The sequence below is a fragment of the Hamadaea sp. NPDC050747 genome (assembly GCF_040654195.1).
Lineage (GTDB): Bacteria > Actinomycetota > Actinomycetes > Mycobacteriales > Micromonosporaceae > Hamadaea.
In genome coordinates this window covers 39,051-52,922 of the sequence record NZ_JBFAHM010000019.1, presented here as the reverse complement: position 1 = coordinate 52,922, position 13,872 = coordinate 39,051, and the positions used below count along the sequence as shown (strand labels likewise).

17 protein-coding genes are annotated in these 13,872 nt (G+C 70.9%); 10 read left to right on the top strand and 7 right to left on the bottom strand.

Annotation, left to right across the window (positions count from 1 at the left end):
• Entirely contained in the window at nucleotides 1-810 is an 810-nt protein-coding gene (locus tag AB0H43_RS35665) for an ATP-binding cassette domain-containing protein (RefSeq protein ID WP_360007059.1), read from the top strand.
• A complete protein-coding gene (locus tag AB0H43_RS35660) occupies nucleotides 807-2,033 on the top strand; it encodes a sugar ABC transporter permease (protein ID WP_360007057.1) in 1,227 nt (408 codons plus the stop codon). The genes AB0H43_RS35665 and AB0H43_RS35660 overlap by 4 nt, the downstream gene beginning before the upstream one ends.
• Nucleotides 2,034-2,264: 231 nt before the next feature.
• On the opposite strand, the gene AB0H43_RS35655 is transcribed toward AB0H43_RS35660, so the two are convergent.
• Both AB0H43_RS35655 and AB0H43_RS35650 read right to left on the bottom strand, forming a co-directional pair.
• Nucleotides 2,265-2,783 carry a methylated-DNA--[protein]-cysteine S-methyltransferase gene (locus tag AB0H43_RS35655; protein ID WP_360007055.1) on the bottom strand — a complete coding sequence of 173 codons (519 nt, stop codon included), beginning with the start codon at nucleotides 2,781-2,783 and terminating at the stop codon, nucleotides 2,265-2,267.
• 37 nt (nucleotides 2,784-2,820) lie between these two features.
• Nucleotides 2,821-3,009 carry a hypothetical protein gene (locus tag AB0H43_RS35650; RefSeq protein WP_360007053.1) on the bottom strand — a complete coding sequence of 63 codons (189 nt, stop codon included), beginning with the start codon at nucleotides 3,007-3,009 and terminating at the stop codon, nucleotides 2,821-2,823.
• A gap of 66 nt (nucleotides 3,010-3,075) precedes the next feature.
• Here AB0H43_RS35650 and AB0H43_RS35645 point away from each other — a divergent pair, with 66 nt between their 5' ends.
• From AB0H43_RS35645 to AB0H43_RS35635, 3 genes are read left to right on the top strand one after another with little or no spacing between them, the layout of a single operon-like run.
• A complete protein-coding gene (locus AB0H43_RS35645; protein WP_360007051.1) occupies nucleotides 3,076-3,474 on the top strand; it encodes a hypothetical protein in 399 nt (132 codons plus the stop codon).
• A 46-nt stretch (nucleotides 3,475-3,520) separates the two neighbouring features.
• Nucleotides 3,521-4,807, top strand: coding sequence for a low temperature requirement protein A (locus tag AB0H43_RS35640; RefSeq protein ID WP_360007049.1), 1,287 nt, complete (start codon nucleotides 3,521-3,523; stop codon nucleotides 4,805-4,807).
• A complete protein-coding gene (locus AB0H43_RS35635) occupies nucleotides 4,719-5,729 on the top strand; it encodes a hypothetical protein (RefSeq protein WP_360007046.1) in 1,011 nt (336 codons plus the stop codon). Before AB0H43_RS35640 ends, AB0H43_RS35635 begins: the two co-directional genes overlap by 89 nt.
• Here the strand turns inward: AB0H43_RS35635 and AB0H43_RS35630 are convergent.
• From AB0H43_RS35630 to AB0H43_RS35620, 3 genes are read right to left on the bottom strand one after another with little or no spacing between them, the layout of a single operon-like run.
• Nucleotides 5,726-6,361 carry an HAD family phosphatase gene (locus AB0H43_RS35630; RefSeq protein WP_360007043.1) on the bottom strand — a complete coding sequence of 212 codons (636 nt, stop codon included), beginning with the start codon at nucleotides 6,359-6,361 and terminating at the stop codon, nucleotides 5,726-5,728. The genes AB0H43_RS35635 and AB0H43_RS35630 overlap by 4 nt on opposite strands.
• 25 nt (nucleotides 6,362-6,386) lie before the next feature.
• Nucleotides 6,387-6,839 (bottom strand): ribosomal protein L7/L12, encoded by a 453-nt coding sequence (locus tag AB0H43_RS35625; RefSeq protein ID WP_360007040.1) that lies wholly within the window; start codon nucleotides 6,837-6,839, stop codon nucleotides 6,387-6,389.
• Nucleotides 6,840-6,878: 39 nt separating this feature from the next.
• Complete coding sequence (locus AB0H43_RS35620; RefSeq protein ID WP_360007038.1) at nucleotides 6,879-7,154, bottom strand: hypothetical protein; 276 nt, start codon at nucleotides 7,152-7,154, stop codon at nucleotides 6,879-6,881.
• A gap of 263 nt (nucleotides 7,155-7,417) precedes the next feature.
• Between AB0H43_RS35620 and AB0H43_RS35615 the strand changes: the two genes are divergently transcribed.
• From AB0H43_RS35615 to AB0H43_RS35600, 4 genes are read left to right on the top strand one after another with little or no spacing between them, the layout of a single operon-like run.
• Entirely contained in the window at nucleotides 7,418-9,619 is a 2,202-nt protein-coding gene (locus tag AB0H43_RS35615; protein ID WP_360007035.1) for a nitrate- and nitrite sensing domain-containing protein, read from the top strand.
• Nucleotides 9,597-10,004 carry a roadblock/LC7 domain-containing protein gene (locus AB0H43_RS35610; protein WP_360007033.1) on the top strand — a complete coding sequence of 136 codons (408 nt, stop codon included), beginning with the start codon at nucleotides 9,597-9,599 and terminating at the stop codon, nucleotides 10,002-10,004. Before AB0H43_RS35615 ends, AB0H43_RS35610 begins: the two co-directional genes overlap by 23 nt.
• A complete protein-coding gene (locus AB0H43_RS35605) occupies nucleotides 10,001-10,390 on the top strand; it encodes a DUF742 domain-containing protein (RefSeq protein WP_360007032.1) in 390 nt (129 codons plus the stop codon). The genes AB0H43_RS35610 and AB0H43_RS35605 overlap by 4 nt, the downstream gene beginning before the upstream one ends.
• Nucleotides 10,371-10,949, top strand: coding sequence for an ATP/GTP-binding protein (locus AB0H43_RS35600; RefSeq protein WP_360007030.1), 579 nt, complete (start codon nucleotides 10,371-10,373; stop codon nucleotides 10,947-10,949). Before AB0H43_RS35605 ends, AB0H43_RS35600 begins: the two co-directional genes overlap by 20 nt.
• Nucleotides 10,950-11,165: 216 nt before the next feature.
• Here the strand turns inward: AB0H43_RS35600 and AB0H43_RS35595 are convergent, their stop codons facing one another.
• On the bottom strand, nucleotides 11,166-11,654 hold the full coding sequence (locus AB0H43_RS35595; RefSeq protein ID WP_360007028.1) for a tyrosine protein phosphatase: 489 nt from the start codon (nucleotides 11,652-11,654) through the stop codon (nucleotides 11,166-11,168).
• Between the two features lie 17 nt (nucleotides 11,655-11,671).
• Nucleotides 11,672-12,634, bottom strand: a complete 963-nt coding sequence (locus tag AB0H43_RS35590; protein ID WP_360007025.1) for a DMT family transporter — start codon at nucleotides 12,632-12,634, stop codon at nucleotides 11,672-11,674.
• A gap of 74 nt (nucleotides 12,635-12,708) precedes the next feature.
• Here AB0H43_RS35590 and AB0H43_RS35585 point away from each other — a divergent pair, with 74 nt between their 5' ends.
• Nucleotides 12,709-13,620: a LysR family transcriptional regulator gene (locus AB0H43_RS35585; RefSeq protein WP_360007022.1), complete on the top strand. Its 912-nt coding sequence runs from the start codon at nucleotides 12,709-12,711 to the stop codon at nucleotides 13,618-13,620.
• Nucleotides 13,621-13,872: the final 252 nt, after the last annotated feature.

The window sequence follows — 13,872 nt, the reverse complement described above, 5'->3', positions numbered from 1 at the left end:
GTGCTCGCACTGACGGGCATCTCGAAGCGATTCGGCGCGGTGCAAGCCCTGACCGACGTCAGCCTGGAGGTGTATCCGGGCGAGGTCGTCGCGCTCGTGGGTGACAACGGCGCCGGAAAGTCCACTCTCATCAAGGTGATCGCCGGTGTCGGCCCCGCCGACACCGGCGAGATCCGGTGGGAGAACCGGGCGGTCCACATCACGAAACCGGCCGACGCGACCGGGCTCGGCATCGCGACCGTCTACCAGGACCTCGCACTCTGCGACAACCTCGACGTCGTCGCGAACCTCTTCCTCGGCCGGGAACTGACGAGGACGTCCGCCCTGGACGAGATCGGCATGGAGAAGCGCTCCCGCGAGCTGCTGGGCAGCCTCTCAGTGCGGCTGCCGAGCGTACGCGTGCCGGTGGCCGGCCTGTCCGGTGGTCAGCGGCAGTCGGTGGCGATCGCCCGTTCCCTGCTCGGCGAGCCGAAGGTCGTGCTGCTGGACGAGCCGACCGCGGCCCTCGGCGTCGCCCAGACCGCCGAAGTGCTCGACCTCGTCGAACGACTCCGCGAACGGGGCCTGGGCGTGATCCTGATCAGCCACAACCTGGCCGACGTCAAGGCGGTCGCCGACCGGGTCGTGGTGCTGCGGCTGGGGCGCAACGCCGGGATGTTCGACCCCGACGAGACCAGCCAGGAGGAGATCGTGCAGGCGATCACGGGGGCCCTCGACAACGCGGTCACCCGCCGCCGGGCACGCAGCGAAGGCGCTCCGCCCTCGGCGTCCGGAGCGGACGACGACCGGGAGCTCGGGAGTGAGGCATGACCAACGCGACGATCCCGCCGCCCGCGGCCGGACCCCTGGCCGAGTCCGACACTCATTCCGTCTGGGAGCTCATCAAACGCCGCGTCCGCGGCGGTGAGCTGGGCGCGTGGCCGGTGGTCATCGGGCTGATCGTGATCTGGGTGGTCTTCCAGGCGCTCAACGACCGCTTCCTCACCGCGCAGAACCTGTCCAACCTGGCCCTGCAGATCACCGCAGTCGGCATGATCAGCGTCGGCATCGTGCTGGTGCTCCTGCTCGGCGAGATCGACCTGTCCGTCGGGTCGGTCGCCGGTGTCTGCGCCGCCGCCCTGGCCGTCCTGTCCGTACGCCGCGGCTGGTCCGACGTGGCCGCCATCATCGCGGCGCTGCTGCTCGGCGCGGTGATCGGGTTCCTGCAGGGCAGCATCTTCGCCAAGCTGGGCGTACCGGCGTTCGTCGTGACCCTGGCCGGCAACCTCGGCTGGCTCGGCCTCATGCTCTACCTGCTGGGCTCGGAAGGCACCATCAACGTGCCGACCGGCACCATCACCGACCTGATGAACACCAAACTCAGCCAGGCGGCGGGCTGGATCGTCGGGCTGGTCGTCGTCGCCCTGTACGCCGTCGCGGCGTTCACCGGCCGGGCTCGGCGAGCCTCCGCCGGCCTCCCCGCGGCCTCCCTCCGCAGCGACCTCATACGCGTCATCGGCCTGGCCGCGATCGTGGTCGTGACGGTCGCCGTGCTGAACTCCTGGCAGGGCGTACCGCTGGGGCTGCTGATCCTCGTCGGCCTGGTGGCGCTGCTGGACCTCGTCCTGCGCAAGACCCGGTACGGCCGCAGCATCTTCGCCGTCGGCGGCAACATCGAGGCGGCCCGCCGGGCAGGCATCAACGTGGCGGCGATCCAGATCTCCGTCTTCACCCTGTGCTCGACATTCGCGGCACTCGGCGGCATCCTGCTCGTCTCCCGCGGCTTCTCGGCGACCCAGACGACCGGCGCCAGCGACGTGCTGCTGCTGGCCATCGCCGGTGCGGTCATCGGCGGCGTCAGCCTCTTCGGCGGCCGGGGCAGCCCCTGGGGCGCCCTGTTGGGTGCGGTCGTACTCGGCTCGATCAGCTCCGGCATGCTGCTGATCGACGTCGACTCCTCCGTGCGATACATGATCACGGCAGCGGTGCTGCTCGCGGCGGTCATCCTCGACTCCGTGTCCCGACGGGGTCGCCGGTCGAGCGGTCGCGGCTGACCTCCTTCGTACGCGGGGCGCCGGGTTGCCGGCGCCCCGCTTCGGTTCGGCTGCGGCTTCGTGGGTGGGCGCTGCTGTTTTGCGCCGAAGAGGAGGGGCTCGCCGGGTTCGCGAGTCGATTTCGGCCGATTTCCATGATCAGGGTCATTTCCATGTCGCTATGGCAACGTAGAAGTGACCCTGATCATGGTCGGCCAAGCCGCAGCCAGTGCGAAAGCAAAACGCGCGGCGTCAGTCGAACAGCGAAGGCTGCAGAACCCCTTCCAGCACCAGAATCCGCCGCTTCAGCTCAATCCCCGGCCCGTATCCGCCCAACCCGTCGGACGCGAGAACCCGGTGGCAGGGGACGACGACGGGGATCGGGTTGCTGCCCATGATCTGGCCGACGAGGCGGGCGCTGCCGTCGGGCAGGCCGGAGCGTTCGGCGAGGTCGCCGTAGGTGATGGTCGAACCGAACGGGACGGTCTCGTAGAGCGTACGCAGGACGCGTTGCTGCGGTCCGGAGGTGAGCGACCAGTCGACGGGGAGGTCGAAGTCCTGACGGTCGCCGGCGGCCCACTCGGAGATCTGCCGAGCCGCTTCCGCGACGAGCAGGTCAGACGCCGCAGCGGGGCGTACGCCCCCGTGGCGGGCCAGCGACCGCTGAGCGGCCCCGCTCCCGTCGAACGAGACGCAGGCCAGCCCGTCGCCGGTCGCCGCCACGGTCAACGGGACCAGCGGCGTCGGCACGGAAAGCCACGCGAACTCCATCCCCCGAAGGTAGCGCGACCCTCTGACAGAGCAGAGCTCAGTCGTCGCCGGACCAGGCCCGGTCCTCAGCCTCCTTGCGGGCTTCGCGTTCGCGGATGACGTCGAGGGCGCGCGCTGCGGTCGCCTCGTCGGGGAACGGGCCGAGCAGGTACTGCTCCGCCTCCTGCCGGCCGTGCTCGGGCCGACGGTGTTTCAAGCAGTAGAACCACGGTTCGGAGTTCTCCATGCCCTTCATGCTCGCATGCGCCGCAAACACCCGCCGGAAACCCGGAATGTCGGGGAGGATCGGGGCATGACCGACTACACCGACGATGAACGGAAGACGCTGCGGGACGCCGGATTCGGCGCGATGATGCTCGTCTCCCAGGCCGATCCGGGCTTCTTCGCGATGTTCTCCGAGAGCATGGCGGGGGCGAAGGCGCTGGCGGCGGCCCCCGCCGAACTGCGGGACCTGTTCAAGAGCGGGGGCATGCCCTCGATGCCCAAGGGCGGCGCGGCCGAGGTCGAGTCGACCGTGCTCGGGCAGTTGTCGCAGGCCGTGCAGATCCTGCAGGCCAAGGCGCCGCAGGACGTGCAGGCGTACAAGGATGTCGTCGTGGCCGCGTGCGACCAGGTCGCGCAGGCGAAGGGCGGCGTGCAGGAGACCGAGACGGCCATGATCGCGAAGGTGAAGGCCGCTATCGGCGCGTAATCCGCGAGCCCTAGGCTCGCCGCATGGGCGAGCCTAGGGCGATTGCATGAGCAAGCGGGGTATTCACGACTGGGAGCCGTTGCGGCGGGCCACCTGGCTCGAACTCTTCTGCGACCTCGTGTTCGTGGTGGCGGTGGCCCGCCTGGGCCAGCTGTTGCACCACGACCACTCGCCCGGTGGCGTGGTCGCGTACACCGGGCTGTTCGTCGCCGTCTGGTGGCTGTGGATCAGCTTCTCCTACTTCGCCGACCTCTTCGACGACGACGGCCCGTGGCATCGCGCGGCCCAGCTGATCGCCGCGCTCGGCGCCGCCGTGCTCGCGGTCACGATCCAGCCCGGATTCGACTCCGCGCGGTTCGCCGCCATCTTCGCGCTGCTCCTGCTCTTCCTGACCGGCTTGTACGCGATCATGGGGCGGTCGGTTCCGCGAGCCGCCGAGCTATGCCGCTGGTATGTCGTCGGTTCCGCTTCGGGTGCGGTGCTCTGGGGCGCCTCGCTGCTCGTCAGTGGACCGGCGCGCTATGCCTTCTGGGTTGTGGCGCTCGTGGTCAACGCGACCGTCTCCGGGCCGCTGGCGTACGCCCGGATGAAGAACCCGCCCGTGCAGGTCTCCCACATGCCGGAGCGATTCGGGTTGTTCACCCTGGTCGTCCTGGGTGAGGCGGTCTGGAGCACGGTCGCCGGGATCACCGAGGGCGCCTGGAGCCCCGGTGCGGTGACCGTCGCCGTGAGCGGTTTCGTCATCGCCTGCGGCATCTGGTGGGTCTACTTCGGAGCGTTCGACGAGGCCGCGATCGACCGGGCCTTGGCCGGCGGCCGCAACGCTCAGGTCAAGTCCTTCCTCTACGGGTACGGCCATCTGCTCATATACGTGGCGATCGCGGCGACCGGGATCGGGGTGGAGGTCGCGGCCGAGACGGCGGCCGAGCACCACCACGGCACCCTGCCGTTGTTCGCCGTGGCGCAGGCGGTCATCATCGCCGGCTTCGTGCTCGTCTCCACCGGGATCGGGCTCGACCTCGGGGTCGGGCGGCGTACGCACGCCGTCATGATCGGGCTGAAGTCGCTGATCGGCGTGACGGCGCTGGGCCTAGGGCTGTTCACCGAGTCGCCGGTGCTGACCGTCACGGCGGTGGCGGCGGCCTGGCTCGTCCTGCTCGTCGCGGAGGCGATCATCGTCCACCGATTGGGTCGCTCTAAGATCATCGCCGGGGCAGACGTCCCGGAGACCTGGGGAGGCTCGGATGCGGCGATGGCTGCCGGTGGCGATGACGGCGTTGGCGCTGACGACGTCGGTTCTGACAGCGGGCTGCGGATCGGCGAAGGAGCCTGAGTTCACCGGCGGCCAGCCCGGCCTGGTCGGCAGCGGGGCCGGGGTCTCCGACGTCCAGCCGACCTCCGCGGCCGACGCCCAGTCGACGCCGGCGGCGAGCGCGTCCGCCGTTCCGCCGACTCCCGGCGCGGTGGTGAACGGGGCGACGACCGCTCCGATCCCCGCCGGTCAGCCGCAGCTCGTGCGGCTGGGCGTACCGGTGGCGAAGTGGCAGGCCGAGTTCGACCGGATCGTCGCGGCCAAGTACCGGCTGGTGCACTTCGACGGCTACGAGGTCGGCTCGCAGACCTTCGTCAACGCCTTGTTCCGCCCGAGTGACGGCGTCGCCTGGCAGTCGCGGAGCAACCTCACGGCGACCGCGTACCAGACCGCGTTCGACCAGTTCAAGGCTCAGGGCTACCGGCTGGCCGACGTCAGCAGCTACCTCGTGGCCGGTCAGCTGCGGTACGCCGCCATCTGGCGGAAGGCGTCCGGCCCGGCGTGGGTGGCATACCACGGCTATTCGCAGACCGCACATCAGGCCAAGATCGATGCGCTGACCAAGGAGGGCTACCACCCGGTGGCCGTCTCGGTCGTCGCGCCGAACGATACTCCTCAGTGGACGGCGTTGTACGTCAAGGAGAACGTCGGCTCGTGGCTGGCGAAGTCATGGTTGACCCTGGCGGAGTACCAGACCCAGTGGGATGCCGCGATGGCCAAGGGCATGCGGGTGAGCTACCTGAGCGCGACCCAGTACGCCGGTGGCGTCCGGATCTCGGTCATCTTCCAGGCCGGCAGCGGTGCCTACGAGGCGCGGTTCGGGCTCACCGCGGCGGACGCGGCGACGAAGACGGGGACGAACCAGTCGGCCGGGCGGCTCACGCGAGCGGTCGCCGGGTACGCCGCAGCCGGCTCGGCTCGCTTCGCGCTCGCCTGGTCCTAGGCGCGCTCGCCACCCGGGTACGCGGCCAGCAGCGCGTCGATCTCAGCCATCGCTTGAGCGGTGGACGTGAGGTGCACTCCGTGCATGCCGACCTCGACGGCCGCCGTCACGGCCCAGGCGGTGTCGTCGAGGAAGACCACCTCGTCGGGGCGTACGCCCAACCGCTCGCAGCTCAGAAGGTAGATCTGGGGGTCTGGTTTGGACAGCCCGCACTCGTGGGAGTAGACGATGTCGTCGGTCATCTCGGGATAGCGGTACACCGCCGCCTCCCGTTCTCGCGCGCCGACGAAACTGTTGCTGACGATGCCGGTGAGGTAGCGCCGGTGCAGCCCCTCGAAGTACGCCGTGAGCTCGACGTTCGGCGTACCGAGGTAGTCCGTCCAGAGGTCGGCCAGGAACTCCTCGGTCTCGGCCTCAGAGCTCCCGATCGCGGCGACGATCCCGGGCAGGACCTCGGCCTCGGTGATCAGCCCGATCGCGCCACGCTCCCAGATGGCGGCCAGCCGGCCGCTCATCTCGTCCGGGTCGAGTCGCCAGCGGGCGGCCCACTTCTGCATCACCTGAGCGGACCCCTCGGGGTCGGTCAGCTCGAGGACGCCGCCGATGTCGAATACCACAGCACGAATCGCCATGTCAGATGGTCCTTTCCGGCGTTGCCTACAGCGCGTCCACGAAGTCCTTGGCTTCCTTCAGGCCGAGTCCGGTCTTCTCGCGTACCAGTTTGATCGCCTGAATGATCTGCCCACGGGCCTTGAGGTCGGCCGCCTGCGCGGCCACCTCGTCCGCTGGGGGTCGGCCCGCGAGCGGCGGGCGGACGGCGAACGGTACGCGGCCGGCCGCCATGGCCTCGACCGCGTTCTTGGCTTCCTTGAGCCCGACGCCGGTGCGTTCGCGGTAGAGCTTGATGGCCTGGATCTTCTGGCCTCGGGCGAGCAACGCGGCGAGGTCCTCGTGGCTGTCGGCCGCGGATCGGGGCGGGGCCGGCGACCGGGCGGCCAGTTGGTCCGACACCAGGTCATCGGGCCGGCGGCCCTTCGACGCCCGGCCGAGCAGGAACGCGACGATCGCCACTCCCACCAGGAGGGCGATCGTCGGCAGGTCGAGATCCACGCCGCTGACCCTACTCGGCCGCGGCCACGGGCGGACTAGTCAGAACTTCGTAGTCAGGAGGGTCGGCATGCCGGCCGGTACGCCGATCGCCGGAGCGTCGGCCAGGGTCGGCTCGTCCTCGGGCTCGGCCGCGAGCAGGGCGCGCAGCGCCGCGGCCCGGTCGGCGATCGCGGCGTCGGCGAGGTGGCGTAGCTGGTCCGCCTCGTCGGCGGTCAGCCCGTAGAGGGTCGCGACCCGGTCCGGCTGCTGACGGGTGGCTCGGGCGAAGTCCTTGTCGATGCTCAAGCGGGCGATGGCGTCGGCGAACTGGGACATCGTGGCTCCTTCCGCGGCTTCGCTCCCGCGCGTGATCTCCGCGCGTGATCTCACGGTAGGTCCCGGCGTGCGGTCCTGACCTCGGGTTTTGTACGGAAGTCTGGGCGGCCGGCCGGCTAGGTACCGGCCTCCGTACAACCAGGTCGCCGAGATGTCGCACACCAAGTGCGATGCGGGAACCGCATATCGATGTCTAGTGACATCCCGTCGGGTCGCCATGAGTGGCGGCTCCCGTACCCCTGACGATGGTGGGAACACGACGGATGAGCTCTCGCACTTCGCGCCTGCGGGCGAAGATCGCCTTCCTGCTGGCGTCGCTCGCGGCCCTCTGGGCCTTCGCGGCGTTCGTGACGGTCCGCGACGGCCTGACCCTCCTCTGGATCCGTACGCTGGACTCCGAGGTCGGCCGCCCGACGAACGCGCTGGTCCAATCGGTCCAGGAGGAACGCCGCCGATCGGCGGTCTACCTGGCGCTGGCCGAAAGCGGTGACGCGACCGCGAAGGCGGCCGCGCGTACCGCTCTCGACACCGCCCGGCAGCACACCGACGAGTCGGTCGCCGTCTTCCGCGATTCCGTCGGCGGAACCGCGTCTCGGTGGGCGCAGTCGGACAGCACCGCCGCCCGCCTCGCCCAACTCGACAGTCAGTTGACCGCGCTGCCGGCCGAACGGTCTGATGTGGACGCCGGGCGGGTGGAGCGTACGGCGGTCACCGCCTTCTACACCGGCGTCGTGGCCAAGGGTTACGAGATCTTCGAGACGATCTCCGTCTTCTCCGACCGGGACATCAACAGCCGGCTGGAACATCTGCTGACCCTGTCGCGCGGCCGGGAACTGCTCTCGCAGGAGGACGCGCTCATCTCCGGCGTGATCGCGGCCGGCCGGTTCAGCCCGGCGGAGGCGGCCGAGTTCGCCCGGATCGTCGGCGCCCAGCGGTACACCCGCCAGGTCGGCGTGGCCGGACTGACCGGCGACACGGCGATCTACCAGCCAGTCCTCGACGGGCAGGCGTTGGGCCGATTCCAGGCGCTCGAAGACCAGATCATCCTGCAGGGCGCGGGCGTCGCCCCGGTCACCGCCACCACCTGGCGCGCCACACTCGATCCCGCGCTGACCTCGCTCGCCCAACTCGACATCGACCTCGCCGACGCGACCCTCGACCAGGCCACCGGGCCGGCCGTGATGATCGTCGTCCGGCTGATCCTCGCCGCCGGGCTCGGCCTGATCGCCGTCGTCGCCTCGATAATCCTGTCCATCACCACGGCGCGGGCGATCGTCCACCAACTCCGGCGGCTCCGCGACGCCGCCGACGATCTGGCGACGGTACGCCTGCCGCGGGTGGTGGAACGGCTGGCCGCCGGGGAGGAAGTCGACGTCGAAGCGGAAGCGCCCCCGTTGGCCTTCGGCGCCGACGAGATCGGCCAGGTGGGAGAGGCGTTCACCAAGGCGCAGGAGACCGCCGTCCGGGTCGCCGTCGACCAGGCCGAGCTGCGCCGGGGCGTACGCGACGTCTTCGTGAGCCTGGCCCGCCGCAACCAGGCGCTCATCCACAGCCAGCTGCGGTTGCTGGACGACATGGAATGCCGGGTCACCGACCCGACCGATCTCGAGGAGCTGTTCCGGGTCGACCACCTCGCCACCCGGATGCGCCGCAACGCCGAGAACCTGCTGGTGCTGTCCGGTGCGACGGCCGGACGCGGATGGCGGCGGCCGGTCCCGATCGCGGACATCCTCCGGGCGGCCTGTGCGGAGGTCGAGGGCTACCACCGAGTCGTCATCCAGCCCGGCGACGCCGCCGAGCTGGCCGGCCGGGCCGTCGGCGACGTCATCCACCTGCTCGCCGAGCTGGTCGAGAACGCCCTGTCGTTCTCCCCGCCGGACACCACCGTGCACGTCAAGGGGGCGCGTGTCGGCACCGGTCACGTCCTCGAAGTCGAGGACCGCGGCCTGGGCATGAGCGAGGCCGCCCTGGAGGAGGCCAATGACCTGCTCCGCGACCCGCCGGAGTTCAAGCTGACGAGCACCGCCCGGCTCGGCCTGTTCGTGGTCGGCCGGCTGGCTCAGCGCCACGAGATCGAGGTGCAGCTCCGGCGGTCGCCGTACGGCGGGGTCACCGCGATCGTGCTGATTCCGGAGAAGCTCATCTCCGGTCGCCCGCCCGCGTCCGAGCTGAGCCTCCTGGAGGCTGCCGTCGCGCTGCCGGCGGCGCCCGAGAGCCGTCCCCGGGTCGCCGCGGCCACTCCGGTCGCGCTCGCGGTCCGCGCCGAGCCGCCGGTCCGGGTCGTCACCGCGCGTACGCCGTCGGGGCTGCCGGTGCGGCCCCGGCCCAACCCGCCGTCACCGCCGCAGGTGCGCGACGTCCGGGATCTGATGAGCGCCTTCCAACGCGGTACGCAACGCGGCCGGGCGGAAGCCACCGAAACACCCGTGGAAGGGGAGAGCAATGACCCAGCGACCGACCGCTGAGCTCGGCTGGCTGGTCGACGACCTGGTCGGTCGGCTGCCGGGCGCCGAGATGGCAGTGGTGCTGTCCGCCGACGGATTGGTGATGGCGGCGGACTCGGCGACCGCCCGGGAGGACGCCGAACACCTCGCGGCCGTCTCGGCGAGCCTGTTCGGGCTGGCCCGCGGCGCGAGCCGCCGGTTCGGCAAAGGCGTCGTCCGCCAGGCCGTGATGGAGATGGCGTCGGGCTTCCTCTTCGTCAGCTCCGGCGGCACCGGGGCCTGCCTGGCGGTCATCACCGACGACTCCGCCGACATGGGGCTGACGGCGTACGAGATGGCCATGCTCGTGACGCGGGTCGGTGACTACCTGTCCGCCCCCGCCCGTACCCCGGCCGCGGTCGAGTGACCGGCCCGGATCCGGTCCAGCCGGAGGACCAGGCCTGGCTGGACGACGACGCCGGTCCGGTCGTCCGCCCGTACGCGCTGGCCGCGGGCACGACGGCGGAGGCGGCCGAGGAGTTCGACCTCATCGCCGTGGTGCTGGCCAGCCGGCCGCCCGCGGCCACCGACGCCGCGCTCGGTTCGGCTTCGGCCCGTATCCTGCAGCTCTGTCAGGAGCCACTGTCGGTTGTGGACCTCTCCGCCCGGATGAACCTGCCGGTCGGCGTGGTACGGGCGCTGCTCGGCCAACTGGCGGCCCGCGACCTGATCCGGCGGAGCCAACCCGGCCCGGCCGCCCTGCCCAGCGAAGAGATCTACAAGGCGGTCCTCCATGGATTACGAGCACTCTGACCTCGCGCTGCCGACGGCGTACAAGATCGTCGTCGCGGGTGGGTTCGGCGTCGGCAAGACCACGCTGGTCGGCGCGGTCAGCGAGATCCAGCCGTTCTTCACCGAAGAGGTGCTCACCGACGTCAGCCTCGGCGTGGACGACGTCTCCGGAGTCGAGGCCAAGACCACGACGACGGTGGCGCTGGACTTCGGGCGCATCCGGATCAGCCCGGAGCTGATGCTCTACCTGTTCGGCACACCCGGTCAGGACCGCTTCCTGTTCATCTGGGACGAACTCGTCGAAGGCGCGATCGGCGCGGTCGTCGTCGCCGACACCCGCCGCCTGGAGGACTCGTTCACCTCCATCGACTACTTCGAGCGCATGGGCGTGCCGTTCATCGTCGCGGTCAACTGCTTCGACGGCACCCGGGTGTACGCCGCCGACGAGGTCAAGGCGGCGCTCAACCTCGATCCCGGCGTACCGGTGCGGCATTGCGACGCGCGAAAACGCGACTCGGTGAAGGAAGTCCTCGTCACGCTGCTGGAGCACCTGCTGAACCTGCGCGCCGTCGCCGTCTGACGCCGCCGCCCCACGCCGACCCTTGAGCGCGGCTCCCTTCGGCGCCCGTCCTGGGGCGCCGGCCCGTTGGGCGCCCGTCCTGGGGCGCCGGCCCGGTGGGCGCCCGTCCTGGGGCGCCGGCCCGTTGGGCGCTGGATCAGGGTTCCAGGTCGAATCTTGCCGCAAGATTCGACCGACATCCGTGATCCAGCGCTGGAAAGCGGCGGGCGGGCGCCTTCAGAAGGTGCGCTCGGCCAGCCGGCGCAACAATGCCCGTTGCTCCTCGGTCTCCGGCGCCGGTACGCCACGAGCCTCCGACACCAGCTCCATGGCCTGTTCGGCGGTGGCGCCGAGGGCGATCAGCGCGGCCGCCGCAACGATGCCGGACCGGCCGATCCCGCCCCGGCAGTGGGCCACGATGAAGTCGCCGGACCGCAGGCGCACGGCCAGTTTCGCGGCGAGTTCGGCGAGATCGTCGAGGTCCGGCACGGAGAAGTCGGCAATCGGGAAGTCGATGTACGCCAGCCCGGCGTCGCGGGCGACCTCCGGTTCGGCGGCCAGCCCCAGCAGGTCGCGTTCGCCCTCGGTGAGCGCGCAGATCAGCGCGTCCACTCCCTTGCGCCGCAACCCGTGCAGCGCGCGTACAAGAGCATCGCCGCCGGTCGGACGGGACATCACCGCCAGCCGCCCCGAGACCGGCCAGTCCACGAGAAACGGTCCGGCCATGGGCGAATCTTATGGCCTCAGCCGGCGTGGCGAGTACGGGATCCGCCCCGCCGGAACGGGACCTGCAGGACCAGCACCGCAGCGAGAATCACGACGCCGCCGAGGAGCTGCCCCGGAGTCAGCCGCTCGCCGTAGACGGCGGCCGTGGTCGCGACGGTGACCGCGGGTTCGGCACACGACAGGATGGACGCCGTCGGCGCGCCGACGAGCCGGATGCCGGCCAGCAGCGTCGCGATCGGGACCACTGTGGAGAAGATCGCCAGCAGCACGACCCATCCCCATCCGGTCACCGCGGTCGGCCCGGTCATCGAGCCGGTCGCGTACCCGGTTGCGGTCATGGTCACGCAGGCCGAGGTGCAGACGATCGCGGAGAGCAGGAAGACGTCCAGGTCAGCGGGCACGCCGGCGGCCACGGTCAGATACAAGGCGTACGCCGCGGCGGAGCCCAGTGCCAGCGCGACTCCGATCCCGGCGGCCGAACCGATCGACCCACCCGAGCCCAGGATCAGCACCAGGCCGATGGCCGAACACAGCAGGGCGGCGTACCGGCGGCGATCCGGGCGTTCCCGGCGCAGCAGCACGGCCAGTCCGGTCACCAGCGCCGGGTACAGGTAGAGCAGCAGTCCGGTCAGCGACGCGTCGATCCAGGCGAGCGAGCTGAAGTAGAGCACCGCTTGGGCGGCGTACCCGATGCCCCCGAGGCCGATGCACGTGATCAGCGTGCGGCGAGTCGGAAAGGCCGGACGCCGGAAGGCCACGATGACCCACAAGACGGCGGCGGCGACGGCGAAGCGGCCCGCGAGCATCGCCGGGACGCTGATCCCGGCGGCGTAGGACTGCTTGGCGAAGACCGCGGACAGCCCGAACCCGGCCGCCGAGACCAGGCACAACACGGCGCCCAGACCGGGCGCCGGCCGACGGCGAGGAGTCGAGGGGCGCACATCGGCCGGCGCCGCAGCAGGGGCCACTTCCGTGGTCATGTCTGGAGACGGTAGGCCGGTCCGAGCTATCGAGGTAGCCTGTTTTTCCTCCAGGACCCGAAGGAAATGCCTTGATGACGCTGCACCAGTTGCGGTGCTTCCTCGCGGCGGTCGAGCACGGCTCGTTCACCGCCGCCGCCGGCGCGCTCGGGTACGCCCAGCCGTCGGTCTCGGAGCAGGTCAGGCTCCTGGAACAGCACCTCGACGCGCCGCTGTTCCGCCGAGTCGGGCGGGGACTGGTGCCGACCGAGGAGGCGCGGGCGCTCGTCCCGCACGCGGCAGCGGCGCTGGCCGCGGTCGAGGAGGCGGACCGGGCCGTCGCCGACGTACGCCAGGTGCTGACCGGCACCGTCCGATTCGGAATCTTCAAGACGTCCCGGTTCTATCTGGGGGCGGACCTGGTCGGCGACGTGCTGCGCCGGCATCCGGGCGTACGCCTGGAGCTGGTCGGGCAGAACTCGGCCGAACTGCGCGACCTGCTCCGCAAGGGCGCCTTGGAAGCGGGGCTGATCGCGCTGCCCGTCGAGGAGGAAGGGCTGGCCGTCAACCCCGTGATGCGCGACGAACTGGTCTACCTCAGCGCGCACCCGGATCGCCTGGTACGCCCGGTGACTCCGGCCGGTCTCGCGGCGGCGCCGCTCGTCCTGCCCGACGTCAGCTGGCGCGAGGCCGACTCCACCCGCCGGGCGTTGGCGCACAGCGTCCAGTCCGCCGGATATTCGCTGCGACCCCGGGTCGAGGTGGAGGACGTGGAGACCGCGCTGGAGGTCGCCGCGACCGGGCTGGCGGACACGGTGATCTGGCGCGGCGTCCTGCACCGGCTGGCGGATCGGCTGCCACCCGGGCTGGGCTGGACTCCGCTGCGGCCGCGGCTCTACGAGACCTTCGCCATCGTGCACCGGCCGGACGCGCAGCTCTCGGCGGCCAGCCGGGTCGTCATCGAGCTGGCCGCCGCCCGGATGCGGGCACTCGCCGCCGCCCTTTGACTCCGCCGCCCCGTTCTCACGACCGCGCTCCGCCGAAGCACCCACCGACGCGCTCCGCCGCTCCGCTCCGCCGACGGCGCTGGATCAGGGATCTCGGTCGAATCTTGGTCCAAGATTCGACCCGGATCCCTGATCCAGCGCCTGAGCGCGCACCAGCGCACCAGGCGCACCACGGGCACCAGAGGCACCAAGCGAACCGGGCGAACCGGCGCTCAGCGCACCGGGCGCATCCAGCGGGGGAGCGCTTTCTCG